28 protein-coding genes are annotated in these 25097 nt (G+C 38.7%); 9 read left to right on the forward strand and 19 right to left on the reverse strand.

What is annotated here, in order from left to right; genetic code table 11:
* Window positions 1–91: 91 nt before the first annotated feature.
* Window positions 92–505 carry a universal stress protein gene (locus VNN39_RS02080; protein WP_165713064.1) on the reverse strand — a complete coding sequence of 138 codons (414 nt, stop codon included), beginning with the start codon at window positions 503–505 and terminating at the stop codon, window positions 92–94.
* 153 nt (window positions 506–658) lie between these two features.
* Window positions 659–1591, reverse strand: a complete 933-nt coding sequence (gene mvk / locus VNN39_RS02085; protein WP_213495694.1) for a mevalonate kinase — start codon at window positions 1589–1591, stop codon at window positions 659–661.
* A 164-nt stretch (window positions 1592–1755) separates the two neighbouring features.
* Between mvk and VNN39_RS02090 the strand changes: the two genes are divergently transcribed.
* The gene (locus tag VNN39_RS02090; RefSeq protein WP_029343527.1) at window positions 1756–1935 is read left to right on the forward strand and encodes a hypothetical protein; all 180 of its coding nucleotides are present in this window, start codon (window positions 1756–1758) and stop codon (window positions 1933–1935) included.
* Window positions 1936–1964: 29 nt separating this feature from the next.
* Here VNN39_RS02090 and VNN39_RS02095 read toward each other — a convergent pair whose 3' ends face one another.
* From VNN39_RS02095 to tmk, 6 genes are all read right to left on the reverse strand, one after another.
* Window positions 1965–2807 (reverse strand): transporter substrate-binding domain-containing protein, encoded by an 843-nt coding sequence (locus VNN39_RS02095; RefSeq protein ID WP_338997783.1) that lies wholly within the window; start codon window positions 2805–2807, stop codon window positions 1965–1967.
* A gap of 131 nt (window positions 2808–2938) precedes the next feature.
* Window positions 2939–3805: a 16S rRNA (cytidine(1402)-2'-O)-methyltransferase gene (gene rsmI / locus VNN39_RS02100; RefSeq protein WP_338997784.1), complete on the reverse strand. Its 867-nt coding sequence runs from the start codon at window positions 3803–3805 to the stop codon at window positions 2939–2941.
* Window positions 3802–4143, reverse strand: a complete 342-nt coding sequence (locus VNN39_RS02105) for a DNA replication initiation control protein YabA (protein ID WP_016171014.1) — start codon at window positions 4141–4143, stop codon at window positions 3802–3804. The genes rsmI and VNN39_RS02105 overlap by 4 nt, the downstream gene beginning before the upstream one ends.
* 24 nt (window positions 4144–4167) lie before the next feature.
* Window positions 4168–4941, reverse strand: a complete 774-nt coding sequence (gene ricT, locus VNN39_RS02110) for a PSP1 domain-containing protein (protein ID WP_096368710.1) — start codon at window positions 4939–4941, stop codon at window positions 4168–4170.
* Between the two features lie 12 nt (window positions 4942–4953).
* A complete protein-coding gene (locus VNN39_RS02115) occupies window positions 4954–5817 on the reverse strand; it encodes a DNA polymerase III subunit delta' (RefSeq protein WP_270264533.1) in 864 nt (287 codons plus the stop codon).
* A 26-nt stretch (window positions 5818–5843) separates the two neighbouring features.
* Window positions 5844–6473, reverse strand: coding sequence for a dTMP kinase (gene tmk, locus VNN39_RS02120; RefSeq protein WP_017369445.1), 630 nt, complete (start codon window positions 6471–6473; stop codon window positions 5844–5846).
* Window positions 6474–6683: 210 nt separating this feature from the next.
* Here tmk and yycF point away from each other — a divergent pair, with 210 nt between their 5' ends.
* Genes yycF through VNN39_RS02135 form a run of 3 tightly spaced genes read left to right on the forward strand, consistent with a single transcriptional unit; the run spans window position 6684 to window position 9605 of the window.
* Window positions 6684–7385: a response regulator YycF gene (yycF, locus tag VNN39_RS02125; RefSeq protein ID WP_003133894.1), complete on the forward strand. Its 702-nt coding sequence runs from the start codon at window positions 6684–6686 to the stop codon at window positions 7383–7385.
* Window positions 7378–8796 carry an ATP-binding protein gene (locus tag VNN39_RS02130; RefSeq protein WP_213495700.1) on the forward strand — a complete coding sequence of 473 codons (1419 nt, stop codon included), beginning with the start codon at window positions 7378–7380 and terminating at the stop codon, window positions 8794–8796. The genes yycF and VNN39_RS02130 overlap by 8 nt, the downstream gene beginning before the upstream one ends.
* A complete protein-coding gene (locus VNN39_RS02135; protein WP_338997785.1) occupies window positions 8793–9605 on the forward strand; it encodes an MBL fold metallo-hydrolase in 813 nt (270 codons plus the stop codon). Before VNN39_RS02130 ends, VNN39_RS02135 begins: the two co-directional genes overlap by 4 nt.
* Before the next feature lie 49 nt (window positions 9606–9654).
* Here the strand turns inward: VNN39_RS02135 and groL are convergent, their stop codons facing one another.
* The 7 genes from groL to VNN39_RS02170 form a co-directional block, all read right to left on the reverse strand.
* Complete coding sequence (gene groL, locus VNN39_RS02140; RefSeq protein ID WP_003133890.1) at window positions 9655–11280, reverse strand: chaperonin GroEL; 1626 nt, start codon at window positions 11278–11280, stop codon at window positions 9655–9657.
* A 28-nt stretch (window positions 11281–11308) separates the two neighbouring features.
* Window positions 11309–11590: a co-chaperone GroES gene (groES, locus tag VNN39_RS02145; protein ID WP_003133888.1), complete on the reverse strand. Its 282-nt coding sequence runs from the start codon at window positions 11588–11590 to the stop codon at window positions 11309–11311.
* Window positions 11591–11705: 115 nt separating this feature from the next.
* A complete protein-coding gene (locus VNN39_RS02150; RefSeq protein WP_165711841.1) occupies window positions 11706–12236 on the reverse strand; it encodes a ClbS/DfsB family four-helix bundle protein in 531 nt (176 codons plus the stop codon).
* Window positions 12237–12293: 57 nt separating this feature from the next.
* On the reverse strand, window positions 12294–12683 hold the full coding sequence (locus tag VNN39_RS02155; protein ID WP_165711840.1) for a single-stranded DNA-binding protein: 390 nt from the start codon (window positions 12681–12683) through the stop codon (window positions 12294–12296).
* 69 nt (window positions 12684–12752) lie between these two features.
* On the reverse strand, window positions 12753–13376 hold the full coding sequence (gene ytpR, locus VNN39_RS02160; protein WP_165714288.1) for a YtpR family tRNA-binding protein: 624 nt from the start codon (window positions 13374–13376) through the stop codon (window positions 12753–12755).
* A gap of 1 nt (window position 13377) precedes the next feature.
* Window positions 13378–13698, reverse strand: a complete 321-nt coding sequence (locus tag VNN39_RS02165; RefSeq protein ID WP_017369452.1) for a thioredoxin family protein — start codon at window positions 13696–13698, stop codon at window positions 13378–13380.
* Window positions 13695–13982: a hypothetical protein gene (locus VNN39_RS02170; protein WP_165711838.1), complete on the reverse strand. Its 288-nt coding sequence runs from the start codon at window positions 13980–13982 to the stop codon at window positions 13695–13697. The genes VNN39_RS02165 and VNN39_RS02170 overlap by 4 nt, the downstream gene beginning before the upstream one ends.
* Window positions 13983–14181: 199 nt before the next feature.
* On the opposite strand from VNN39_RS02170, the gene pepA reads away from it, so the two are divergent.
* Together pepA and VNN39_RS02180 are read left to right on the forward strand one after the other, a co-directional pair.
* Window positions 14182–15249, forward strand: coding sequence for a glutamyl aminopeptidase (gene pepA, locus VNN39_RS02175; protein WP_165711837.1), 1068 nt, complete (start codon window positions 14182–14184; stop codon window positions 15247–15249).
* A gap of 110 nt (window positions 15250–15359) precedes the next feature.
* Entirely contained in the window at window positions 15360–16043 is a 684-nt protein-coding gene (locus tag VNN39_RS02180) for a phosphatase PAP2 family protein (protein WP_165711836.1), read from the forward strand.
* Between the two features lie 16 nt (window positions 16044–16059).
* Here the strand turns inward: VNN39_RS02180 and VNN39_RS02185 are convergent, their stop codons facing one another.
* The 3 genes from VNN39_RS02185 to VNN39_RS02195 form a co-directional block, all read right to left on the reverse strand.
* Entirely contained in the window at window positions 16060–16464 is a 405-nt protein-coding gene (locus tag VNN39_RS02185; RefSeq protein ID WP_096368722.1) for a methylated-DNA--[protein]-cysteine S-methyltransferase, read from the reverse strand.
* Window positions 16454–16963 (reverse strand): methylated-DNA--[protein]-cysteine S-methyltransferase, encoded by a 510-nt coding sequence (locus VNN39_RS02190; protein WP_165714286.1) that lies wholly within the window; start codon window positions 16961–16963, stop codon window positions 16454–16456. The genes VNN39_RS02185 and VNN39_RS02190 overlap by 11 nt, the downstream gene beginning before the upstream one ends.
* An 81-nt stretch (window positions 16964–17044) precedes the next feature.
* Window positions 17045–19468, reverse strand: coding sequence for a transglycosylase domain-containing protein (locus VNN39_RS02195; protein WP_339007191.1), 2424 nt, complete (start codon window positions 19466–19468; stop codon window positions 17045–17047).
* A gap of 136 nt (window positions 19469–19604) precedes the next feature.
* On the opposite strand from VNN39_RS02195, the gene tyrS reads away from it, so the two are divergent.
* The 3 genes from tyrS (at window position 19605) to VNN39_RS02210 (ending at window position 23625) form a co-directional block, all read left to right on the forward strand.
* Window positions 19605–20864 (forward strand): tyrosine--tRNA ligase, encoded by a 1260-nt coding sequence (gene tyrS / locus VNN39_RS02200; RefSeq protein ID WP_339007193.1) that lies wholly within the window; start codon window positions 19605–19607, stop codon window positions 20862–20864.
* A gap of 124 nt (window positions 20865–20988) precedes the next feature.
* Window positions 20989–21456, forward strand: coding sequence for a hypothetical protein (locus VNN39_RS02205; RefSeq protein WP_338997790.1), 468 nt, complete (start codon window positions 20989–20991; stop codon window positions 21454–21456).
* Between the two features lie 78 nt (window positions 21457–21534).
* A complete protein-coding gene (locus tag VNN39_RS02210; protein ID WP_165711830.1) occupies window positions 21535–23625 on the forward strand; it encodes a cation:proton antiporter in 2091 nt (696 codons plus the stop codon).
* A 20-nt stretch (window positions 23626–23645) separates the two neighbouring features.
* On the opposite strand, the gene VNN39_RS02215 is transcribed toward VNN39_RS02210, so the two are convergent.
* The gene (locus VNN39_RS02215) at window positions 23646–25073 is read right to left on the reverse strand and encodes an MFS transporter (RefSeq protein ID WP_017369462.1); all 1428 of its coding nucleotides are present in this window, start codon (window positions 25071–25073) and stop codon (window positions 23646–23648) included.
* Window positions 25074–25097: the final 24 nt, after the last annotated feature.

A 25097-nucleotide genomic window follows, 5' to 3' on the forward strand; every position in this document is an offset into this window, starting at 1 on the left:
TACATAAAGTTCTCACAAAAAACCACCTGATAGGGTGGCTACTTTTATACATACCTCTCGAAAGAAGAAAAGAGAATCTTTGATGTAATACTTACTTCACAACTGTAACATTACAAGGTGCATGGTTAACAACATAAGCTGTTGTAGAACCCAAGGTCATACGCTCAAAGTAATTAGAACCTGTAGCCCCCATAACGATGAGATCACACTTCTGCTCCGTTGCAAATTCAACAATTTGCTTCTTAGGGATACCCACTACAACAAAGGTTTGAACTCTGACATTGTCTTTTACAATAGCCACTGCTTCTTGCAAAATCATCTCGGAAGCTTTTGTATAATTGTGCTTAAGAATAGGCAGGGCATGTCCATATAACTTCCCGTCATCTTGCACCGTTAGGACTGAGAGTTCCACGTCGTTTAACCGCGCAATTTCCATCGCCTCTCGGAGCGCTTTATATGAGTTGTCTGAACCGTCAATGGGAACCAAAATATTTTTGTAATTCATCAAGTTTCTCCTTCCTTACTTTGCCTATATTATAATGCTTTCTAAGCATAATTAAAAGTAGCATGCATTATAAACGAGTATTCATGCTAGCTTCATGAAAAAGAAAAACCTTAAGAATCATGTATACACTTAAGGTTTCGTTATTTTTTTATTTTAAACAGAGTAAATCCATGTGTTCTTGGCACCATTTTTCAAGAGCTTTTGGCTGATACGAATCGCATCTTTTTCATTAGCTGCTAGAGCAACCATTACGCCGCCTAGACCTGAGCCTGTAAGTTTTGCTCCCAGAGCACCGTTTCTCAGTGCTGTATTCACTAAGATATCTAGGCGCGGGTGTGAAACACCGAGTGAAGAGAGATTTTCATGCGCTTGGTTCATCACTTGACCCAGCTCTTTTAATTTATTCGTCATGAGAAAATCTTTTGAGGCTTTCGATAGCTGGCCTAGCTTTTCAATATGTCCTTGGGCTTTGACTTTATTCTCTGATAATTTCTCTCTGACTATGCTGATTGCTTGGCTGGTAAATCCGTGCACGCCAGAATCTCCAATAACCAGATAACCTGATAGATTAAGGTCAAAAGATTCTGCTGTTTGGCCTTTAATAAACCAAAGAGGCAACTCCGAGTTAACTGTTGCGACATCAATTCCTGACGAGCGGCCATGTGTAATATTTTCCGAGAAATTAGCAAAAGATAAGAGCATCTCATCTGTGAGCTCCGCATCAAAAAAATCATAAAATGCACGTGTGATTGCTGTTGCTAGAGCTGCTGATGCTCCAAGTCCTCGTCCTAAAGGAATATTCGAATCAATTTCCAGAGAAAATGGAAGTTTGACGGAATGGAATTTTTCTAAAAGACGTAGGATGAGTTGGCGTACCCCCTCAAATTCGTCTCCTAACACATCCAATCTGCGCCGCGATTCATTATTTTCAATATATTGTCCGTATTTGATAGAAGAAATTGTAACGGTTGTCTTCAGAATAGTAACAGGTAACGCAATTGCAGGCTGCCCATAAACAACCGAATGCTCTCCAATCAAAATTAATTTGGAATGAGCGGTTCCTGTGCCCATTTTATTTGTAGTCATAACTATAAATTCTCCATTAAAGTACGCAAAGGTACTTGACAATTTTATAAAATTTGAGAGTGAAAATCAAGTAGCAATTCTTTTTTTGCCCATAATATCTAGATAAATAGGATAAATCTGTCCTTTCTCTTCTGGTATTGTGTCAAAAAAGTTATAATAAAAACATGGACAATCTACGCAAAGCAATTGAAAAAATGGATATTGTCACTGTCGATGCTGCAGTTAAATATAGTGGGTTAAGCAGAAAAGTGATACTTGATTTTATCCATGAAAATCCTCATCTAAGAATCTTTGATGAACAAGAGCAACATTGGGTTAATGAAAATGTTGATGGACATTGTTAAATACAAATAAAAAGTGCTTCTAGCACTTTTTATTTGTATTGCTCCATTCCGGGTACCTGATCTCCCCCAAAATATTTTTGAGAAAGTTCTTTCAAGTAACCCTCTTCAGCCATCTTTTTAATCTCTTGGTTAAGATCTTTTTGAAGTTGAGTTTGACTATTATCAAGGACATAGTAAGTATATGTCTTGAATTCAGGATATTTTTCAAGATCGGTAGGTACTGTGTCTGATACACCTGTTACAGCATGTTCTTTGACCAGATTTTCCGCTGCTGATTTTGAAGCAAAGATAAAATCCATTTGACCATCAGAAAGTGCTTGTAAGCGCTCCGCAAGTCCACGTTTGGAGTAATCTACAGTAATTTTTTTATCTGGATGTGTAGTGTTCCACTGATCCATAATATCCCCGTAGTTGGTTCCTGTTGGAATTTCTGTTTTCTTCCCTACAAGTCCTTCAATGGTTGTAATCTTATCTTTATCATTAGAGAAAATTGCATTAATTCCTTGCGTTGTTGGGAAACTAAAGAGATACTTTTCTTCACGCGCCTTCGTTTTACCGTAGATATTCACACCAATATCTGCGCGTCCTGCATCTAAGGCTGCAAGAATAGCACTGTCATCATATGTTTTAAAGTCAAATTTATATTGGGGCAAATTTTCATCTGCTTTTTTGAGAATATCATATTCATAACCTGTCAGCTGCCCATCCTTCGTATACTCGTAAGGATTTGATGAGCCAGAGATTGCCACATTGACTGTGGTCGTTTTTTCTTGACCGGCGGTTGTACTTTTATTCGAATTCGAGCACGCTGCTAGTAGAGTAACACCAGCTGCACTCAAAGCCAATAAGGTTATAACTTTATTTCTTTTCATTATATCTCCGCTTCCTTTTTACTTACGTTTTGATTTTAACATAAACTAAACAATTTCCTTTTTTCTACGCTTATAAATAAGTGCTATATTGATAATATAAAAAAAAACAACCTAAAGTTGCTCTTTCTATTTTATAAATCATGATACTGTGCATAAAGATCCTGACGCACCAGCTCACGCTCTTTCGCCACTTGCTTGATGGCTACGTTAGGCTTTATTCCCGATGCAACCAGAAGTTGAACTGCTTCTAATGCTGTAGTCTCATCCTCTGCATTATCCTCAACTTCTCCATTGAAGCCAGCAACGATAATCAAACATTCTCCCTTAATCGGTTGCTCTTTTAACGAAAGTAAAATTTCAGAAATTTTACCTCGACGATATTCTTCATAAATTTTTGTTAATTCACGTACTAAGGTAACCTCTCGGTCCCCATATACCTGTGCCATATTCTCTAAAGTATCTGCAACGCGATAAGGTGATTCATAAAAAATTTGCGTTTCAGGATAAGCCATTTTGGTTTCCAAAAACTTCTTCTGTTCTCCTTTTTTACGGGGTAAAAAGCCATAAAAAATATGAGGTTGTGGGACTAAACCGGAAGCGATAAGAGCTGTTATTCCAGCTGAAGCCCCTGGCAGAGCAATCACATCGATATTTCGCTTAATAGCTTCCACAACTAAATCATGACCTGGATCAGAGATTGAAGGCATACCCGCATCAGAGACCTGTGCTAGCGATTTCCCTGACATCAAAAAATCTAAAAGCTTCGGAATTTTATCAAAGGAGTTGTGCTCATGAAAAGACTCCTGCGCCACCTTAATTTCAAAATGATTAAGTAATTTTTGAGTGTTGCGTGTATCCTCACTTGCTACCAAATCCACATTCTGCAACGTTTCCAAAGCCCGTAAAGTCATATCTTGCATATTACCAATGGGCGTTGGCACTAGGTAAAGCTTGCCTGCACTTTTTTCACCTTTAAAACTTCGTTGTATATTTATCATCTGTACAAAAGCTCCAAACAGTCTAAGCAGTTTTCACCATCTTGCAATCGTTCTGCATAGTGCAAATGGCACACATGAAAACCCTCATTAAAAATTTGAATCAGGTTTGGATTAGGCTCATCCTTTGATTTTGAGCTGGCTTTTTCTTCTTTTTTCTCAATATGCGCCAAGCGTTCTCGTAATTTTTCATTTTCCATACGAATTGTCGCATTTTCCTTTAAAGATTCATCCAATGCATCGCGTACTGTGGAAATTTGGCCTAATGTATAAGCCAAACTTTCCTCCAACAGCCCAAGTTGCACATAAATCTCATTTTTATCAATCATCATTTCCCCCATAACTTACCTCTACGTCAATCCTTCTCAAAGATTTACCTCTGAAACATCGAACTCTTTTATAGTATGATCTAAGCGAAGTTTAACTTTGTTATTCAAAATATTAAGCCCAATGACTTTCCCCTCACCCTCTGAAGTCGTAATGTATTCACCAAAATCAGGAAAATTTTTACGCGCTTCTCGGTAAAATTCATCTTCATAGGACAAGCAACACATTAAACGCCCGCAGAGTCCATTCAATTTGCTCTGCTTCAGAGAGAGCGACTGATTTTTTGCCATCTTAATAGAAACGTTAGGAAATTCGTAAATAAATTCTGAACAACAAAGCGGACGTCCACAAGGACCAACACCACCATACATTTTTGCAGCATCACGCGCCCCGATCTGACGAAGCTCAATACGCGTACGGAAAGTCGCTGCTAATTCTTTAAGTAAAGCTCGAAAATCCACTCTATTTTCCGACGTAAAGGACACAAAAAGTTGACTCTGGTTTAAATTATATGCTGCATTTGTAACCTTCATATCGATTCCACAATCTGCAACAATCTGGCGAATCTTCGTGCAGGCTTGTTGCGAAAGTTGTTCTGTCGTATGAATCAACTCTTCATCTACTTCTGTTACTGCACGAACAATCTCTCCAGATGTATCGATATTTTTATCTTGTGGGAGCTGTTTCATTACCCGGCCATAAGTCTTGCCCTTTTCATTTTGAATAATGACTGGAGTTCTGGGTGCAAATGCTTCATGACCACTTACAAAGGTATTTTGTTCTCCATGTGTAAACTCTACTTCGTAAATCATATTATCTTCTTCCTATTTCAGCACTATATATTCCAAACAAGATCCAAAGCGCACATTACTTTTCCACATTTTTTCTGCCCAAAAGGTTTTTTGAACCCAATCCGGCATCTTTTCTTGATTAAAAAGTTCCAAGAGCAGGGAAAAGACCAAACTTTGTTTCTCCTTATCCTCAATATTTTCACTCACACTTGTCAGATAAAGAAAAGCTTCTCGTCGATCCGTCTTAACTAATTTCAGTAATTGTTGCAGTTTCTTTAATGTGTCATTAAACCAAGTTGACCCACCTAACTCTTGGGCTTCTTCTGCCGAGCTGCAAACCCGACTCAGTAATTCTGCTTGTGTTTTTAAAATGCCATTTTTTTCCAATATTTCTTGCATATAGGCGCTATTTTTCGGAAAACTAAAAACTTGTGTCCGTGATTTGATTGTGGGCAACATTAAACTTTCATTTTCTGTGAGTAAAAAAACATGTGTTGCATTATCAGGTTCTTCAATGGATTTAAGTAGAGCATTTGCCGCATTGCTGTGCATTTTTTCAGCTTCCGTGATAATGACCACCTTCTGAGCGCCTTCAAATCCAGACTGACTAAAAACTTCCGACAAATCCCGAATTTGTCCTGTTTTTATAGTTTGACCTTCCGGACGAATAATGTGTAAATCGCTAAATTCATCCCTAGCAACTAAACGACAGTGACGACAGTTCTCACAAGGTAAATTGTCCTGTAAATTTTCACAAAAAATAGCCTGACTTAGCCAAATAGCCATATCCAAACTACCAAATCCCCCACTAAAGAGATAAGCATGGCTCAGTTTATTCACACGTAAAATATGCTTAAAGCGTTCAAAAAGTGCTGGTTGAATATCTGCAATTTTCATGAAAACTCCTTAAGTTTGAAATTTTATTACAAACAAAATTTCTTTTTGATGACTGTTAACGTTTCTGCAACAACTTTGTCAAGTTCTTGACTGGCATCAATCGTGACAAAGCGCTCAGGCTCATTCTTAACAATTTCTAAGTAACCTTGTCTGACTTTACGATGCATCTCAGCACGTTCGAGATCAAGTCTATTGACTTCATCTGCTCTATTTTTCATAATTCGTTCAAGTGCAACATCTGTATCAATATCGAAATATAATGTCAAATCCGGTTTAAGACCATCTGTTGCAAATTCATTAAGCCAGTTTACAGGTTCAACACCAAGTTCACGTCCGTAACCTTGATAAGCAACCGATGAATCAATAAAACGATCAACAATTACCATTTTGCCTGCAGCCAGTGCTGGAAGCATTTTTGTTTGCATGTGTAGGCGGCGTGCCGCAGCAAACAGCATCAGCTCTGTCTTACTGTCAATTTCTGTATTTTCTGTACTTAAAATTATATTTCGAATCTCTTCTGCCACACGTACACCTCCAGGTTCACGTGTCGGAAGGACTTTATAAGACGATTTTTCTAGTTCGGGAAGAATATTTTGTAAAACGGTTGTTTTACCGGCCCCATCTGGCCCTTCCAAACTAATTAATATTCCATTCATATCTTATATTATAGCAAAAATAAAAAGAAAAAATATGGGAAAAATGTTCTTTTATAAATATTGTTTACTATATAAGTTTCTTATTTTACAAATGATTTCACTTTTGTAAAAATTCTATATTATGGAAGGCTTTACCTTGCTATACTACTGTAATAATTGTATAATGAGAAAAGCAATTAATATTATATACATCTAAGCGAAAGGATTATCATGAAAAAAATTCTTGTTGTTGACGACGAAAAACCAATTTCAGATATTGTAAAATTTAATCTCGTCAAAGAAGGGTATGAAGTAGTCACTGCTTTTGATGGTGAAGAAGCTCTTGAACTCTTTGAATCAGAAAAACCCGATCTTATCTATCTTGATTTGATGTTACCAAAAATTGATGGTCTTGAAGTTACACGTCAAATCCGTAAAACTTCCGAAGTCCCTATTTTGATGGTTTCTGCCAAAGACACAGAGTTTGATAAAGTTATCGGCCTCGAACTTGGTGCAGATGATTACATCACAAAACCATTTTCAAACCGTGAACTACTTGCTCGTATTAAATCAAACCTACGCCGCATGACAAATGTTCCTGTTGAACAACCAAAAGATTCTAAAAAAGAATTGGTGATTGGTAATTTACGTATCAACCCAACACATTATGCTGCATACAAAAATGAAACACAACTTGACTTAACACATCGCGAATTTGAATTACTCTACTATCTTGCACAACATCTCGGTGAAGTTATCACACGCGAAACATTACTTGAAACAGTTTGGGGCTACGATTACTTTGGTGATGTTCGTACTGTTGACGTAACTGTTCGACGTCTTCGCGAAAAAGTTGAAGATACTCCAAGCCGCCCTCAATACGTATCTACACGTCGTGGCGTTGGATATTATATGAGCGAACCTCATGAATAATTTTTTTAATTCAATAGTACTTAAAGGAGTAGTGATTCATCTACTTCTTTTTGGCATTTTTGAGTTAGCAAATAGTACGTATTTTTTAACTCATACTACTGCACTCTTGCAGTTTTTCATTTTTTATCTGGTCACTTTAAGTCTTCTTATCTGGTATCTCAGTCGTTTGGCTCAATCCGCAGATAAGATATCTCATCAGGTAGATAATTTTTTGCATGATAATTATGAAAACCGCCAAGTTTCTAAGGAAACTAATGAACTCTCTGTGGCTTATAATAAATTGTTATTACTGGGGCAAGAAATTGAGGATCGACAAGAACATTTAGAAAATCAGCGTAACCAACTGGAGAGTATTTTAACCTATCTTGCAGATGGTGTGATCACTACAGACCGACACGGGAAAATTAATCTCGCTAATCACGCTGCCCTGGCCCTTCTTGATCAATCAAGTGAGGTAATTATTGGTGAAGACTTAGTTGATATTTTAAAAATCTCCGATAAATATTCTTTTCATGAGTTACTGCAAAAAGAGCCTGAATTAACAATTAATACTGTCAATTGTGAAGGTGCAGCTGTTACCCTCCGCGTAAACTTTATGCTCTTCCGTAGCGAGTCAGGTTATATTTCTGGGATTATTGCTGTTCTACATGATACAACAGAACAAGAAAAAACAGAAAGAGATCGCCGCCTTTTTGTTTCCAATGTCTCGCATGAGTTACGCACACCACTAACTTCTGTCAAGGCCTATTTAGAAGCTCTAAATGATGGGGCACTCGCTGATCCCGAAATTGCCAGTAATTTTGTAGATGTTTCACTTAACGAAACAGATCGAATGATTCGGATGATTGGGGAACTTTTGGAACTCTCTCGTATGGACCAAGATAAAGTTAAGCTTCATACTGAAATTATTAACTACGTTGACTTTATAAACTATGTCCTTGATCGTTTTGATCAAATTATCGAAAAAAATTACACTAACTTTAAAATTATTCGACAAATGCCTCCACAAGAAATTTGGCTTGAAATAGATACTGATAAGCTTTCACAAGTCATTGACAACATCATCAATAATGCTTTTAAGTATTCCCCAAAAGGAGGCATAATCACCGTAAGCGTTTGGTGTGAAAACAACAAAGTATTTACTTCTATTGCGGATCAAGGCATGGGTATTCCAAAACCTGCTTTAGCCAAAGTTTTCGATCGTTTTTATCGTGTTGATAATGCCTCTAGAAATAGTCAAATCGGTGGTACGGGCTTAGGTTTATCTATTGCTTATGATATTATGAAACTCCACAAAGGCGACATACAAGTCACTTCTGATGGTAAAACTGGTTCAACTTTTACCCTGTCTTTCCCTTACAGTGATGAAATTAATCAAGAAAATAACGACTGGGAGGATTTTGCTGAATGAGCACTGAATCAGCATTTAAATATTCAATTTTAGCATCAGGAAGTACCGGAAATTCTTTTTACTTAGAAACGCCAGAAAAGAAAATTCTTGTGGATGCTGGGCTCTCTGGAAAGAAAATCGAGAGTCTATTAGCAGAGATTGACCGGGATATTAAAGATATCGATGCACTTTTAATCACACATGAACACAGCGACCATATCAAAGGAATAGGTGTTCTTGCCCGTAAACATGGCATTCAACTTTACGCCAATGAATTAACATGGCAAGAACTAGATAGCAAAAACTCACTAGGAAAAATTGCGAATGACCAAAAGCATATCTTTGAGATGGGTAAAACCAAGACTTTTGGCGATATCGATGTCGAAAGTTTTGGTGTGAGCCATGATGCTATCGCGCCCCAATTTTATCGCTTTATGAAGGATAATAAATCCTTCGTATTACTTACCGATACAGGGTATGTAAGTGATCGCATGCGCGGCACAATCGAAAATGCTGACGGCTATCTTATGGAAAGCAATCATGATATTGAGATTCTCCGCATGGGGGGGTACCCTTGGAAAACAAAACAACGTATTCTTAGTGATCAAGGTCATTTATCTAACGAAGATGGTGCCGAAGCTGCTTTTAATGTTTTAGGAAATAAAACAAAGCGCATCTTCCTCGGTTACCTTAGTCTGAATAACAATATTCAAGAACTTGCACATATGACAATGGATGGATTCTTAGCTCAACATGACGTTGATACTAAACGCGACGTCCACATCATTGATACTAGCCATGAGCATGCAAGTAAACTCTATGATATTTAGACCGTATTTACAGCAAAAAAAAGACACAAACTCGTGTCTTTTTTTATTATTACATCATGCCACCCATCATTGATGGATCCATTGCTGGAGCTGCTGGTGCAGCTGGTTCTGGTTTATCAGCAACTACTGCTTCAGTCGTTAAGATGAGTCCCGCTACTGAGGCCGCATTTTGGAGAGCTGAACGTGTTACTTTAGCTGGATCTACAATACCTGTTTCAATCATTTCAACCCACTCACCAGTTGCAGCATTGAAGCCAATACCTTTTTCTGCTGATTTGAGTTTATCAATAATGATTGAACCTTCGTAACCTGCATTTGCAGCAATCTGGCGTACTGGTTCTTCAAGTGCACGTCGTACAATTGTGATACCTGTTTGCACATCGCCTTCTTCTTCAAGACTGTCAAGGGCAGAGATAACTGTAACAAGTGCTGTACCACCACCAGCAACAATACCTTCCTCAACGGCGGCACGTGTTGCATTAAGTGCGTCTTCAATCAAAAGTTTTTGAGCTTTAAGTTCAGTTTCTGTAGCGGCACCGACTTTAATTACAGCGACTCCACCAGAAAGTTTAGCTAAACGTTCTTGAAGTTTTTCACGATCAAATTCTGAAGTGGTTTGTTCAACTTGAGCTTTGATTGTTGCTACACGTGTAGCAATGGCATCTGCTGAACCAGCACCTTCAACGATTGTTGTATGTTCTTTATCAACAGTTACTTTATTGGCTTGACCAAGCGCATCTAGGCTTGCATCTTTAAGCTCTAAACCAAGTTCTTCAGTAATAACTGTTCCGCCTGTGAGGATTGCTAAGTCTTCAAGTTGTGCCTTACGGCGATCGCCAAATCCTGGAGCCTTAACAGCTACGACATTGAAAGTACCACGGATTTTGTTCAACACAAGGGTAGGCAATGCTTCACCATCAACGTCATCCGCCACAATAAGCAATGGACGATTTGTTTTCAAGATTTGTTCAAGTAATGGTAAAATTTCTTGGATATTTGAAATCTTCTTATCTGTGATCAAGATGTATGGGTTATCAAGGTTGGCAACCATTTTTTCATTATCTGTTACCATATATTGTGATAAGTAGCCACGGTCAAACTGCATACCTTCTACGACTTCAAGTTCAGTTTGCATACCTTTTGATTCTTCAATAGTAATAACACCATCGTTACCAACTTTTTCCATGGCATTTGAGATATACTCTCCGACCTTTTCTGAACGAGAAGATACAGAGGCAACTTGTGCAATCGCTTCTTTACCAGATACTGGAATAGACAATTCCTTGAGCGCTTTAACTGCAGTTTCAGTTGCCAACTCAATACCACGGCGAATGCCTACTGGATTAGCTCCGGCAGTTACGTTCTTCAATCCTTCACGAACAATCGCTTGGGTTAAAACTGTAGCTGTTGTAGTTCCATCACCCGCGACATCATTAGTTTTTGAAGCAACTTCACTGACTAATTTTGCACCCATGTTTTCAAAGTGATCTTCTAATTCAATTTCTTTTGCGATAGTTACACCATCATTCGTGATAAGTGGGCTACCGTAAGATTTTTCCAGAACAACATTGCGACCTTTAGGGCCAAGTGTTGTCTTTACTGTATCTGCTAAAATATCAATACCACGAACCATTGCTGAACGAGCATCTGATGAAAATTTAATATCTTTTGCCATTTTTTATTATCTCCTATCTTTATTTTCCTTAAACAATCGCAAGAATATCAGATTCTTTGATAATCAAGAAATCTTCGCCTTCAAATTTCACATTTGTACCAGCAAACTTTTCAAAGAGAACTGCATCACCAACTTGTACTGTTGGCGCAATAACTGTACCGTGAGGAGTTGTTTTACCTGGGCCTACTGCCACAACTTCTGCAACTTGTGGTTTCTCTTGTGCTGCTGAGGCCAAGACGATCCCACCTAAAGATTTTTCTTCTTCCTCTTTTATACGCAATACAACGCGATCCGCTAAGGGTTTCAACATGTTATTCCTCCATTTTATGTTATTTTAGCACTCTTTAAGTAGGAGTGCTAATTTATATATCTTATTTTACCGCGAAGGTCAAGATTAGTCAAGAAAAAAACTTATTTTTTTATTTTTAAATCGTTCTCTTATGTAACCTAAGCTTCTTCAAGGCCCAGTCGTAATGTGAAGCTAAAGAGGACTGAAAATACTGAGACAAGGATGTTGTCCCAGTCCAAGAGTAAAATTCTTTCGTATAAAGCTCTTTATCTGAAAATTGCTGCAACAACTGAATAGTTCTTACGTGGCTTGCCTCAAGCTTTTCTCTAATTTCTTCATAAGAAGTTGATTGATGTTTCTTCCAGATTTCTTGATTCATTGTCGCATAGTTTTTCCAAGTATAAGGCGCAGGTAAAAAGCTTTGTGTGTTTCCTGCAACATTACTTTTTACAAAATTTTGTAAAAGTACTTGCCACTCATAAAGATGGGCAAACACATCACGGATATTCTTATCTCGCCCCCAATGCGCCTCTTTCCCCTTCTCTTGTCCAAACGCAAAAGATGCCATTTGTGCTTCTAAAGGCAATGTGTCGATTAAATGAAACATCTTACGCCAGTTTTCTTCTGAAAATGAGACTAGCTCTTCTTTTGTTTTTGCCTTTGCCATTTTACTCCTCCACGATGTTCTGTTTTCATCCTATCAAAAGAAAACGCTTTTTTCAATTTAAAATGGTAATTCGTCCTCTTTTAAGTCAATGTCATTGTTTTCTATAGAATCTTGTCGCATGGCAATGGTTGCACGACTCTCTAAAAGATCAAAATTTTTCACCAGTACCTCTGTCACATAACGTTTTTGTTCATGTTTATCTACATAACTTCTGGTACGTATCTCCCCTTCCACGGCAAGTAAGGCTCCTTTTTTAGCATACGATGTACAGTGTTCCGCTAGCTTCTCCCAAAAGACCAAAGAGATAAAGTCTGTATCTTTTTCCCCGGAAGCATTTTTATAACGTCTTTTGACAGCAAGATTTATCCTCAAGAGACTTTTTCCACTGGATGTTTTATTGAGCTCTGGGTCCGCAACGAGTCGACCAACAAGTAACATTTTATTCATTTTAGCACCTCCTTATTTTTTGTACGAAAAAAGACCTCAATTTTCACTAAGATCTTTGTTATTTTATATTTAATCTTGCCACATACTTGCTGCATCAAAAGCTAATCCAGCTTCTAAATTTGCATTCAACTCAATAATTCCACGGACTTGCGGTGCATTTGGCAAGTCAAGTTCACGTGCTGAACAGAGCATACCGTAAGAAGGGACTCCACGCAATGCACCTGGCCATATTAAAGTTCCTGAAGGCATCATTGCACCTGGCAATGCTGCTACTGTTTTCATGCCAACAACAGCATTAGGCGCACCACAAACGATTTGAACAGGCGCATCTAACCCTACTTCTACTTGGCACACATGCAAATGATCGCTGTCTGCGTGATCTTCCATTGTCAGAATCTCAGCAACTACAAATTTAGGTTGACCATCATATGTAAGCTGTTCGTCAAAACCAGCAGCTTTAAGTTTTACATTAAGTTCCGCTACTTGACGCTCAGATAAATTATTTTGTCCTTGTGTCAAATCTGACCAGTCTTTTTTGATATCAAAAATGTTCCAGCCCACTGTTTGCCCTGTATCTTCACGGAAAATACGCGCAACATCTGCCTTACGTTCGTAAGTTACTTCTGCACCCTCATTATTTGCTACAATTATCATGAGAACATCACCAACATTTTTATTATACGTTGCAATCATTTTATTTATCTACACCCTTCAAAAATTCACTAACTTCTTCTTTAGTTTTACGCAGTTTATTGACTAAGCGTCCTGTTTCTTTACCATTCTCAAGTGTTACAAAGCTAGGAATTCCCATGATTCCCCATTCAATAGCTAAGTCCATGAATTCATCACGATCAACTTCTACAAAATCAAAATCTGAAAATTCAACTTCTAATTCTGGCATTTTTGGCTTGATAAAAGTACAGTCTGGGCACCAACCTGCAGTGAAAAACAGGACATGTTTACCTTCTGATTTTACAATTTCAGCCAGTTCCTCATAATTTTTTGGAATAATCATAAATACTCCTCTCCTAATTCTGTAATTTCTAAGGTTTCTCCATCAATTTCAAAATTGATGTTGTGGTTTTCTCCAAAAATCACGCCACCTTTATAAATAGCTCCGCGATCAGCATCCTCAAAGATCCATACTGTTTGAATATCTCGGTCAGCAAAAGCTTCACGTACTGCTTGAATAACCTCTGCCCGCAAATTTTCTTCAACGTGTTTGTAGCTCTGATAGAGCACACGCGCACTAGCTACACCAGCCAGCAGCCCTAAACCAACTTTCAAATATTTTTTCATATAAAAAATTTTAACATAAATTCTACTATATTAGTACTTATAATTACTGTTCTCTTCAAGATAAGTTCTCATTTTCTAAAAAAACCTAAAACTTATCTATCTTTAAAAATTATATTTATTAAATGTTACTATATCAATACTACTATATGCTGCTTTTAAATGCTACAATAAGAGAGTACAAAAAATCAAAGGAGACGATATGACTCTATTTAACAAAATTAAAGAAATAACTGAAATTCAAGCAACAAGTGGCTATGAAGCGCCAATGCGTGACTATCTTCGTGCACGTATGGTGGAACTTGGATACACACCTGAAACTGATGGTCTGGGCGGTATCTTTGTCACTAAAGAAAGTAAAACAGAAAATGCACCTCGTGTCATGGTTGCGGCCCACATGGATGAAGTCGGCTTCATGGTATCTTCAATTAAAGCAGATGGTACATTACGTGTGGTTACACTTGGTGGTTGGAATCCCTTGGTCGTTAGTGCACAACGCTTTACTTTATTCACACGTGAAGGTAAAAAAATACCTGTTGTGACTGGTGGCCTGCCACCACACCTTTTACGAGGAGCAGCTGGCGCACCAGCTATGCCACAAGTGGAAGATATTATCTTTGACGGTGGTTTCATGAGTAAAGAAGAAGCCCTAGAATTTGGGATTCGCCAAGGTGATGTTATCGTTCCTGAATCTGAAGCAATTTTAACTGCCAATGGTAAAAATGTCATCAGTAAGGCTTGGGATAATCGCTACGGTTGTCTTATGGTCTTAGAACTTTTAGACTATCTTAAAGATAAAGAACTGCCAGTAACCTTGATTATCGGTGCAAACGTCCAAGAAGAAGTTGGCCTTCGTGGTGCCCATGTTTCAACAACTCAATTTAAACCTGAAGTTTTCTTTGCTGTTGACTGCTCTCCTGCAACCGATACTTTTGGAAATGATAATGGCCGTCTGGGCGAAGGTTCACTTCTTCGTTATTACGATCCAGGTCATATCATGCTTCCTGGCATGAAGGACTTCCTTCTTAATACAGCAGAAGTTAATGGTATCAAGACACAAGCTTATATCTCAAAAGGTGGCACCGATGCTGGTGCAGCTCACTTGCAAAACGAAGGCGTGCCTTCAACAACTATTGGTGTTTGTGCTCGTTATATCCATAGCCATCAAACCATCTTCAACATGGATGATTTCACAGAAGCGCAAAACTTTATCCGGGCTATCGTTACAACTCTTAATCAAGAAAAAATTGCGGACATCAAAAACTATTAATAAAAAGAGGACATGTCCTCTTTTTTATTTTCTTTAAATTAATTATTCAGTTTTATTTCAGAAAGAAAAAGTAAAATCAAAAAGCACCAAATACGAATTTAGGGAAATTTATGAATAAAAAACTTTACTATACTACTGGTTTACTTACTCTGGTGAGTTTTATAACTCTGACTGCCATTGTAAAACTTTCTTATACACACGCGCCCATTCCAAGTATTGATTCACATTTGCAAACCGTTGCTTGGCACCTTCAAAATAATGAATTTCTTGTTCAAATATCAAGTATCATTGCTAAATTTCTTGGCGACACTATGGGCGCTGTAATAGGTCTTGTTATTGCCGGTATCATCTTTATCAAAGACAAGGTTTCAGCAATATGGTTAGCTCTTGTAGCCGCAATTGCTGTGGGAGGAAATACTCTAATTAAGTTAGTTATTGGCCGTGACCGTCCTGATATTCACCGTATTGCTGCTTTTACAGATGAACCAGGAAAAAGCTTTGCCAGTGGACATACAACCTTTGCAGTAGTGCTCTTTGGCTGTCTCTTCTTTATCCTTTTACATTCTCTTACTTCTGTATGGAGTAAGACCCTGATCGGTCTTTTCGCTATGGGATTAACTTTTTTAACGATGTTTTCACGTGTACTTCTTGGAGTTCATTATCCTTCAGATACTTTGGGCGGCTTACTTTGGGGACTTTCAGTCATCTGCCTCACCTATCCGACTTATCTTCATTATAAAAAATCAGAAAAACCGCAGCGTTACCTGCCAAAAAGCATGAGAAAAGCTGTTTAAACCTAAAAAGCTTTGACTATAGGTCAAGGCTTTTTTCATAGTTGAGTATCTTTTGCTTAATATCTACTGCTGCTTCCTGGCCCATAAAACCGCCCAAACTGCCATCTTTACGTGTGACGCGATGACATGGTAAAATGACAGGCAAAGGATTACGTGCTAAAGCCTGACCTACAGCTTGTTGTGCTTTAGGGCTCCCCACACGCGCAGCCATTTCCTGATAGCTTATCGTCGTTCCCGCAGGAATTTTGGGAAGTTCCAACCAAACAGCTTGTTGAAATGCTGTCCCTGTGGTCAAGACAAAGTTTTGGCTCTTATTAAGGGCTTCATAAGTCATCTTTTCGTGTTGGTCATCAAAAAAAACCTGGATAATCTGCCCCTTAGCATTGCGTGATACAGAAAGTGGGATACTCTCATTCATCATATGTATTTTCCTCCTCAAAGTTCAACAACCATTCTTTACGCCATAATCCCCAAGCATACCCAGCTAATTGCCCCGAACTTTTTTTCAAACGATGGCAAGGAATCACGATCGCAAAACGGTTGGCTGCATTTGCTGCGCCTACCGCAATACTGGCTTGCGGCTGTACAAGGTCTTGTGCAATTTCTTTATAAGTTCTTGTTTGCCCAAACGGAATCTTTTCAACCTCTCTCCATACTTTTTGCTGAAATTCTGTACCTTGTGTAGCTAAAGGGAGTTTAAAACTTTTTCTTTTCTTATCAAAATACTCTTGCAGTTCTTCCTCAACCTGACATGAAACCGCGGTGGGATGTTCTAATAAAGAAACATCTAGCTTTTCAAGCTTCCTCTTGAAGGCCTCAGTCTCTATAAAGTCTAAGCGATAAAGAAACTGTGCATCACTAATACTCAACATTTGACCAATAGGTGTGTCAATATAGCTTTTATAAAGAATCTTCTTCATAACATTATTATAGCATAGTACCTCAAACACATAAGCTATCCCCAGTACCCAAAAAAGAGAGCAAATATCGCTCTCTTTTTACTATTTTTTAGTTCCTAAAATTCTATTCCAGGCGTCATTATAATTCGCCTCTGTACCACCAATTCCGAACTTAAATTGTGTCACAGGGGCTCCATTTTTAGCCCAATAACTTGTGGTTGTTTCGCCCGAAACTTTAACATTTTTAAGATTGCCGCCAGTTACAGTACCTGGTTTTTGACCAGTAGACTTAAGAACAGTGCTCTTAATCACATCTGGATCTTTACTTGGTTCTGGGAATTTTTCACCAGGACCAAAGACATTTGGATCAGCTGCTGCAATAGCATTGACTAAGTTTGCCATATATGTACCATTATTGACCGCAGCGGTCTTGCTGCCCATCGACGTGTTATCATCATGACCGATCCACCCCCCAAGGGATACTCTAGGCGTTGAAAGCATGAGCCACCCGTCTACATAATCATTGGAAGTACCTGTCTTACCTGTCCAGTCTACGCTACTTGCAAGCGTTGGATTAATGGCCTGTAAGTCCTGTAAAAAGTTTGTTGTTCGGCGACTCACATCATAGGTTAAAACATTACGTAAAAGATCCTCAGTAATGGTTGAAGTTGCTTGTGAGAAGACTCTTTCTGCTTGACTCTTATGCTCGTAGATATCTTTACCCGAGTCATCTTTGATACTTTGGACAACATAATGTGGCTCATAAACACCACCATTAGCCAAGGCTTGATATCCATTGGTATGTTGCACCACGGTTGGCTCAATACCACCACCGAGTGGAAGAGATTCGACACTGTAATCTGGCACAGAATAGCCCATTTTCTTCATGTAAGGTTCCACGCTATTGCCAGAGTCAAGAATGGCTTGATAGGTCCAATGCGCAGGGATATTCCATGATACGCCTAAAGCTTCATTAAGGCTTACCATTCCGGTTCCTGTTTCGCCAACGTGCAAGATTGGAGTACCGTCAGAGAAACTTGTTGGATAGTTACTCAGCATACTTGCTGACCCAATCAATCCCAAATCAATTGCTGGTGCATAAGCTAAGATTGGTTTAATCGAAGAACCTGGACTACGCTTCGTATCAAAAGCATGATTATTTTGATTGGTTGCATAGTCTAGGCCACCAATAAAGCCAAGTACCGCCCCTGTTTTATTGTCCATGAGGACATTCCCGGTCTGCACTTCACCTGTACCATCTTGTAAAATACCGCCATACTGCGCTACTGCATTTTGCATAGCATCGTACACACTATGATTAATCGTGGTTGTGATGGTGTATCCACCAGTTTGTAAGGCTTGCGCGGCTAATTCACGATATTTTTGCTTGGTGCTATCATTTCCTTGTTCTGTTGCCGAAACCTTGTCCCTCTTAATCAGATAATCATAGACGTGATTAAGGGCTTCACTGTACACAACATTATAAAGATAACCATGTGCTACAGAATCTTGTGGCTGTGAAGGCAGAAATGCTTGCGAGATATCCACAGCACTATATTTTTCGTAATCTTTTTGAGTCAAATATCCTGCACGATACATGTTAAACAGGACATTTTGTTGACGTGCTAAGCCATAAGAGAGTAGTTCTTTTGATTTGAGCGAACCGTCCACATTATAAGGAGAATAAACAATAGGACTTTGTGGCAACCCAGCGATGAATGCTGCTTCTGGCACCGATAAATCTTTAGCAGACTTGCCAAAAATACCTTTCGCTGCGGCTTGAACACCTGCAATATTTTTCCCTTGGTTATTACGTCCAAAAGGTGAAACATTAAGGTAATCCGTTAAAATCTCATCTTTACTCAAATATTGGTTGAGTTGGAGCGCATACACAATCTCACTTGCCTTACGTTGAAAAGTGACACTGTCTCCAAGAGACTGCTGTTTTACCAGCTGTTGCGTAATTGTTGATCCTCCAGAACTTGTCCCTCCACCTACGGCACCCAGAACACCACGAATTACTGCTTTTGGTACAACTCCTCTGTTATCCATAAATGTTTCATCTTCTGTTGCAATCAAGGCTTTTTTCACATTTTCGGAAATTTGGTTGCTCGGCACATTTACCCTTACTAAATCACTGGAAATGTCAGAGATATTTTCACCATTGCTATACTTCATGACGGAGACACCATGGATATTATTGATCTGTTCGAGAAGTTGCTCCTTATCTGGGACCTTCGTATTTTCAACAAGACGAGCAAAATACCCCACGCCTGCTGCAGCTCCAAATACACCAACTAAAAGTAAAAGCACACCAAAAATGACAACTACTCCACGCACGACTGAAAAAATAGTCTGAAGTGTTGTTTTCCCTTCTTCTACATCTGCTTGAACTTTTTTAGGTTTTTGAGGCTTTTTCGGAGAATTTTTACGACTTTCCTGCGTTTTGCTGGCACGCTTTTTCTCCATTTTAGCCTGCAAACGTGCCTGTGCACGTTCCTTCGACTGTTCTTGATCTTTTTTCATAATACATATTATACCAAACTTAGGCTCTTTTTTCGCCCCTATTTTTCCTTTTTTTTTGATATAATGAGAACGTTAATCTAATTACTGAGAGAAACTATAATAAAACTGTCAGTATTAACTAAATTTAGGAGGTAACATGAATATTTTTGACGAACTAAAAGAACGTGGTCTGATTTTCCAAACCACTGATGAAAAAGCTCTTCGTGAAGCTTTAACTGAGGGCATGGTAAGTTATTATGTTGGTTACGATCCTACTGCTGACAGTTTACACCTTGGTAATCTGGTCTTAATTCTTACAATGAAGCGTCTACAAATGGCTGGGCACAAACCTTATCCACTGGTTGGCGGTGCTACTGGACTTGTTGGCGATCCATCTTTCAAAGATGCCGAGCGCGGTTTACAAACTAAAGATACCGTTGTGGCTTGGGCGGATAAAATTCGTGCTCAGTTGGAACGTTTCCTTGACTTTGAAAATGGCGAAAATAAAGCTCAAATGGAAAACAACTATAATTGGTTCGAAAATTTATCCTTTATTGATTTCCTTCGTGATGTCGGTAAATATTACACAATTAACTACATGATGAGTAAGGATTCAGTGAAGAGTCGTATCGAATCAGGTATCTCTTACACCGAGTTTGCTTACCAAATCATGCAGGGTTACGACTTTTACGAGCTTAACCAACGTCATGGTATTACATTACAACTCGGTGGTTCTGACCAATGGGGCAATATGACTGCAGGAACTGAACTGCTCCGTCGTAAGGCTGGAAAAACTGGACATGTCATCACTATTCCATTGATTACAGACTCAACAGGTAAAAAATTTGGTAAATCAGAAGGAAATGCCATCTGGCTTGATGCAGATAAAACATCTCCTTTCGAAATGTACCAGTTTTGGTTGAATGTCAACGATGATGATGCTGTAAAAATGCTCAAAATTTTCACTTTCTTATCTCTTGAAGAAATCGCTGAAATTGGTAAGAAATTTGAGGCTGCACGTCACGAGCGTTTAGCTCAAAAAGTCTTGGCACGCGAAGTTGTGACTCTTGTCCATGGGAAAGTCGCTTACGAGCAAGCTGTAAAAATCACGGAAACTTTATTTGGCGGCGGTGATTTGAAAGCTCTTGATGCTAAATCAATTCTTTCTGGCCTCAAAGATGTACCAACATATCAAGTCAAGGCAGATGATAACCTCAATATCGTTGAACTCTTGATTTCTGCAGGAATCGAAAACTCAAAACGGCAAGCACGTGAAGATGTAACAAACGGTGCGATTTATATCAATGGAGAACGCGTTCAAGATTTGGACTACAGCTTCTCCGATGCAGATAAAATTGACAATCAACTTACTGTTGTTCGCCGTGGTAAAAAGAAAAATTTCATCTTAACTTATTAAGTTAATGTATAATATTTAAGTAGCAACAGGGAATTCTCTGTTGCTTTTTTAATCCAAACGCATTATTTTTCTAATTAAATCATGATATAATAGAGTTTAAGAACAAGATTATAAGGATAATAGGATGTCTGATAAAGATTTTGAACAAATGCTGAGAGATTTACGTGAACAGTATTTAGAAAAAGAAGAAATGACAGAAGAACCCTCTGATTCTGAAAAAAGTGAGATTTATACTCCAGTTTCACAAGAGGAAAAAAGACACAAAATACTTGAATCACTTCATCTTCTCGAAGAGAAGAAACTTTTCTTGTCTCAAAAACTTAAGGATTTCCATCAGCAAGATGCTAGTTATGAACAAATTTCAAAGCTGAAACATCAAATTGAGGCTCTCAAGTATAAACAATCTCTTCTGCAGCAAAGGCTTGAATATATCGACAGCGGTGAATCAGACTTCACTAAAAAAGAGAAGCTTAAACGTCAATTAACAGAACTTGAGCTCAAACGCTGTCGCGCGCTCTTAAGTAAAAAGAGCTGTGCCAAAATCGATCAGAAGATTAATCAAAAAAAGGACCTTTTCAAAAAGATAAAGTAACCTTTTAACCTTATAACCAATATGCTGTACTTTTAATGCAGCTTCTTGCTCTAAAATAGACGAAAGAAAGGAAAATTTGTGCTCCATACTATTTTTTATGTCATCATTTTTCTTCTTGCTCTAGTTATTTCAAATATCATCAATAAAGTTTTCCCAAAGTTGGCTCTTCCGCTGATTCAAGTTGTGATTGGGCTATGTTTGGGCTTTTTAGGTGCATCAAAACTTTTGCAGGTTGACCCAGAATTCTTCTTGGGCTTCATCATTGCTCCTTTGCTTTTCCGTGAAAGTGAAGAGGCAGATGTCAAACATATCTTTAAACATACTCGAACAATATTAATGCTTATCTTCCCCTTAGTTTTCATCACAACTATTGGTTTGGGCTATCTAACGCATTTCTTTTACTTATCTGTACCTTTGGCTGCTTGTTTTGCCTTAGGGGCTTCTTTAGCACCGACAGATGCAATCGCTGTTGCTGCTCTATCCGAAAGATTCAGTTTCCCCAAGCGGGTCATGAGTATTCTTACAGGTGAAGGTCTTCTTAATGATGCTTCTGGTATCATCTCCTTCCAGATTGCCGTTCTTGCACTGGTCACTGGAGAATTTTCCCTGACACACGCTTCTGCTGACCTTGTAGTCTCTGCAATCGGTGGTGCACTGGTCGGTTTCATTCTGGTTTGGATGAAGTCCTTTATTCTCAGAATTCTTGAAGATGTCGATGCTCGAGATGTTACAGGTTACCTTATTTTGGAGCTTATGCTTCCTTTATCTGCATTTTTAATTGCTGATATGCTTGAGGTTTCTGGGATTATTGCTGTCGTCGTCGCCGGAGTCATGCAAGCCAACGGTCTTAAAAGGACAACGCTTTTCGATGCCCAAGTCACAAAAGTGAAAAATACAATCTGGAATTTGCTGACCTTCGTTTTAAATTCAACGGTCTTCCTTTTCCTTGGGATAGAGTTACATCAACTTGTCTTTCCGCTCATTGCGGATCCGCTTTACTCTACGACATCCCTTTTGTTCATGGTACTACTTTTAACAATCGGTCTCTTTACCCTGCGCTTTTTGATCTTGGCTATCTACTATCGTTATGTTTCTCTACGCCGTAATCAAAGCTTTACTGCTTACTGGAATGATATCTTGTTACTTACTTTTGCTGGTTCCAAAGGTACCGTCAGCATCGCTACTGTCCTTCTATTGCCACGGACAGTGGATATTCCTCATAGCTTGATTATCTTCCTCTGTGCGGCAGTTACGGCACTCAGTTTCTTAACCGGACTATTTGTTTTACCTTTAATTGCTGCCAAGAAGGTTGTCAAAGTTGACAATCTAGTAAAAATTTCTATCTTAGCCGATGTTATTCGTGAGTTAGAAAATGACTTAAAGCAAGTCACGAAAGAAAAAGCCCGTCTTGGTTATAATATCGCCATCGACAGTTATCAAGATCGCATCCAAAAACTCATCATCGAGCAAGAAAGCTCGAATACTTCAATTGACTTTAATGAATTACAACTGCTTATCGTCCGACTTGAAGCTGAGGGATTGGAAAATGCTTTGAGACAAAATGAAATCTCCATGTACACCTACCGTACCTATCAGCGCTACCTTCATTCGATGGAACAGTCTGTAGCGCATAATTTGGTTTCAAGTATCCAGTTTGCTTCGGCTATTTCCATTCGTGTGCTTCATTTTCTCTTCTCAAGAATCATTCGTTTAGACTTCAGTTTCCGTAAAACACGGCCAGATAATGCTACAGCACATCGTGAAATTACCGAACTTTACTTTTCTAATACAGAGTTGGTCCTTCAAGCTTTAGATAATCTTGAATCTGTTTACGATGACCGTTTGATTCATTACTTGCAAGCAGAACGTTTACGTTCCGCAGAATTTGTTGCCCGTGGTGGCTATATTACTGGTATTTTGCATCGTGCGCAGCCCAATAATCTAAAAGAAATGATGCGCGCTTACTACCTAGAACGTAAAGCAATCTTTGAGTATGAATCCCGTGGAGAGTTAACAATTGGTGAAGCAAAGGTCTTACGTCAAAATGTGAATACCCTAGAGGATTATTCCCTTGCAAGCAACCATCATACATTACTCTACGACTTTATTGAAAAGAGGCGTAAAAAAGTTCAAAGAAAAACAAATAATGAACTTTCAGCAAATAAATGAAAATAAAAAAACACCGAGCTTTAAACTTTGCTCAGGTGTTCTTTTATTTTTTTACGGCCTAAAAGACGAATTCCCGCTAAAGCCCAAGAAATACTTGTTAGAACAAGCGAACATACGAAAGCCATATGCATTCCCTGCAGAAAAGTATCTGGATGTTCAGGAAGATAAGTCCTTACATTATAGCCAAGTTGACTAGACATAGAGAGGAACAGGATAATGGTTGCTACAGAGGTTCCTAGAACAAAAGCCATATTTCGAATCAAGGAATTTACAGATCCTGCTATCCCTAGATACTTACGCTCTACTGTCTCCATAATCAGAGCATTATTAGGACTTTGGAAAGCACCCATCGAGGCACCTTGGAGTAAGAGAACTGCAACTACCCACCATTGTGGCGAGTCTGCTCGAATCAGAAGATAACCAACCTGAGAAAGAACAATCCCTGATATCCCCACAAAAGTAATTACTTCCTTATCTATTTTATCTGCAAGTGCACCCGCTATTGGACTCACAATAAGCATGGCAGCTGGATAAGCCATCATGATAAAGCCAGCTGCACCAGGTGCATAATCCCGATAATCTTGTAAATAGAACGGAAGCAAGATGCTAGCAAACATCGCAACAGTGAAGTTTAAAAGTGACATCAGCAGACTCAAAGAAAAGAGTCTATTTTTAAAAATCCCCAAGTCAAGTAATGGTTTTTCCTTTCGGCGCTCCGTAAAAATAAAGCTAACAAAAAGTATAAAGCCAAGAGCCACGCCGAGAAGTAAGAGCGGATTATTCCATCCTAAAGTTTGGCCAAAATTCAAAGCCATGAATAAAAGAACGATTACAGCAGTCATTTGTAAACCACCTGATAAGTCAACTTCTTTTATAGAGCCTTGACCTTCATCTTCTGGTAAAGCCCGACTTCCAAAAATCCAAGCCAATATCCCTATCGGAACATTAATCCAAAAAATATAATTCCAAGAGGCAATCTGTAAAATTAGCCCCCCCAAAGCTGGTCCTGCAATCGAGCCGACAGATACAAACATGGAAGTGATAGACATCGCACGCGCTCGACTCTCCACTGGAAAAACCTGCGCCACAATACCGAAGCTTGTTGCCATAAACATGGAAGCTCCGATAGCTTGGACTACACGTGCAAAAAGTAGGAATGGCAAGCCTAAGCCGATGTTTAGGCCAGCCAATAACGAGCCGACAATAAAAATCGTCCAGCCCCATCTTGTTACGGTTGTTTTCCCAATCAAGTCTGCAAGTCGTCCAAAAATAAGGATGATTGCACTGATAACGATCAAATAAATTGTGACCACCCACGTAATCTGTGAAGTTGACACATTTAGCTCACGCGCCATTGTTGGTAAGGCAATATTTACAATCGAGCCGTCTAAAGTTGACATGAGTGTAAATAAACCAATGGTGAGCAGCACTTTCGTTCTATTTTTCATTTATTTCCTTTCTATTTACCTACA

The organism is Lactococcus formosensis, from assembly GCF_037892375.1.
Lineage (GTDB): Bacteria > Bacillota > Bacilli > Lactobacillales > Streptococcaceae > Lactococcus > Lactococcus formosensis.

What these genes read in the sequence shown, in the direction of transcription:
- VNN39_RS02185 (WP_096368722.1), bottom strand. Translation starts at nt 16,464, where the DNA reads ATGATGAATGAGAGTATCCCACTTTCTGTATCACGCAATGCTAAGGGG.
- ricT (WP_096368710.1), bottom strand. Translation starts at nt 4,941, where the DNA reads ATGATTTACGAAGTAGAGTTTACACATGGAGAACAAAATACCTTTGTA.
- VNN39_RS02155 (WP_165711840.1), bottom strand. Translation starts at nt 12,683, where the DNA reads ATGAATAAAATGTTACTTGTTGGTCGACTCGTTGCGGACCCAGAGCTC.
- VNN39_RS02115 (WP_270264533.1), bottom strand. Translation starts at nt 5,817, where the DNA reads ATGAAAATTGCAGATATTCAACCAGCACTTTTTGAACGCTTTAAGCAT.
- groES (WP_003133888.1), bottom strand. Translation starts at nt 11,590, where the DNA reads ATGTTGAAACCCTTAGCGGATCGCGTTGTATTGCGTATAAAAGAGGAA.
- tyrS (WP_339007193.1), top strand. Translation starts at nt 19,605, where the DNA reads ATGAATATTTTTGACGAACTAAAAGAACGTGGTCTGATTTTCCAAACC.
- tmk (WP_017369445.1), bottom strand. Translation starts at nt 6,473, where the DNA reads ATGAATGGAATATTAATTAGTTTGGAAGGGCCAGATGGGGCCGGTAAA.
- VNN39_RS02165 (WP_017369452.1), bottom strand. Translation starts at nt 13,698, where the DNA reads ATGATTATTCCAAAAAATTATGAGGAACTGGCTGAAATTGTAAAATCA.
- VNN39_RS02170 (WP_165711838.1), bottom strand. Translation starts at nt 13,982, where the DNA reads ATGAAAAAATATTTGAAAGTTGGTTTAGGGCTGCTGGCTGGTGTAGCT.
- yycF (WP_003133894.1), top strand. Translation starts at nt 6,684, where the DNA reads ATGAAAAAAATTCTTGTTGTTGACGACGAAAAACCAATTTCAGATATT.
- VNN39_RS02205 (WP_338997790.1), top strand. Translation starts at nt 20,989, where the DNA reads ATGTCTGATAAAGATTTTGAACAAATGCTGAGAGATTTACGTGAACAG.
- VNN39_RS02215 (WP_017369462.1), bottom strand. Translation starts at nt 25,073, where the DNA reads ATGAAAAATAGAACGAAAGTGCTGCTCACCATTGGTTTATTTACACTC.
- VNN39_RS02080 (WP_165713064.1), bottom strand. Translation starts at nt 505, where the DNA reads ATGAATTACAAAAATATTTTGGTTCCCATTGACGGTTCAGACAACTCA.
- VNN39_RS02195 (WP_339007191.1), bottom strand. Translation starts at nt 19,468, where the DNA reads ATGAAAAAAGATCAAGAACAGTCGAAGGAACGTGCACAGGCACGTTTG.
- VNN39_RS02105 (WP_016171014.1), bottom strand. Translation starts at nt 4,143, where the DNA reads ATGGGGGAAATGATGATTGATAAAAATGAGATTTATGTGCAACTTGGG.
- groL (WP_003133890.1), bottom strand. Translation starts at nt 11,280, where the DNA reads ATGGCAAAAGATATTAAATTTTCATCAGATGCTCGTTCAGCAATGGTT.
- rsmI (WP_338997784.1), bottom strand. Translation starts at nt 3,805, where the DNA reads ATGATAAATATACAACGAAGTTTTAAAGGTGAAAAAAGTGCAGGCAAG.
- VNN39_RS02135 (WP_338997785.1), top strand. Translation starts at nt 8,793, where the DNA reads ATGAGCACTGAATCAGCATTTAAATATTCAATTTTAGCATCAGGAAGT.
- VNN39_RS02150 (WP_165711841.1), bottom strand. Translation starts at nt 12,236, where the DNA reads ATGGCAAAGGCAAAAACAAAAGAAGAGCTAGTCTCATTTTCAGAAGAA.
- VNN39_RS02180 (WP_165711836.1), top strand. Translation starts at nt 15,360, where the DNA reads ATGAATAAAAAACTTTACTATACTACTGGTTTACTTACTCTGGTGAGT.
- VNN39_RS02130 (WP_213495700.1), top strand. Translation starts at nt 7,378, where the DNA reads ATGAATAATTTTTTTAATTCAATAGTACTTAAAGGAGTAGTGATTCAT.
- VNN39_RS02095 (WP_338997783.1), bottom strand. Translation starts at nt 2,807, where the DNA reads ATGAAAAGAAATAAAGTTATAACCTTATTGGCTTTGAGTGCAGCTGGT.
- ytpR (WP_165714288.1), bottom strand. Translation starts at nt 13,376, where the DNA reads ATGATTGCAACGTATAATAAAAATGTTGGTGATGTTCTCATGATAATT.
- pepA (WP_165711837.1), top strand. Translation starts at nt 14,182, where the DNA reads ATGACTCTATTTAACAAAATTAAAGAAATAACTGAAATTCAAGCAACA.
- VNN39_RS02190 (WP_165714286.1), bottom strand. Translation starts at nt 16,963, where the DNA reads ATGAAGAAGATTCTTTATAAAAGCTATATTGACACACCTATTGGTCAA.
- VNN39_RS02090 (WP_029343527.1), top strand. Translation starts at nt 1,756, where the DNA reads ATGGACAATCTACGCAAAGCAATTGAAAAAATGGATATTGTCACTGTC.
- mvk (WP_213495694.1), bottom strand. Translation starts at nt 1,591, where the DNA reads ATGACTACAAATAAAATGGGCACAGGAACCGCTCATTCCAAATTAATT.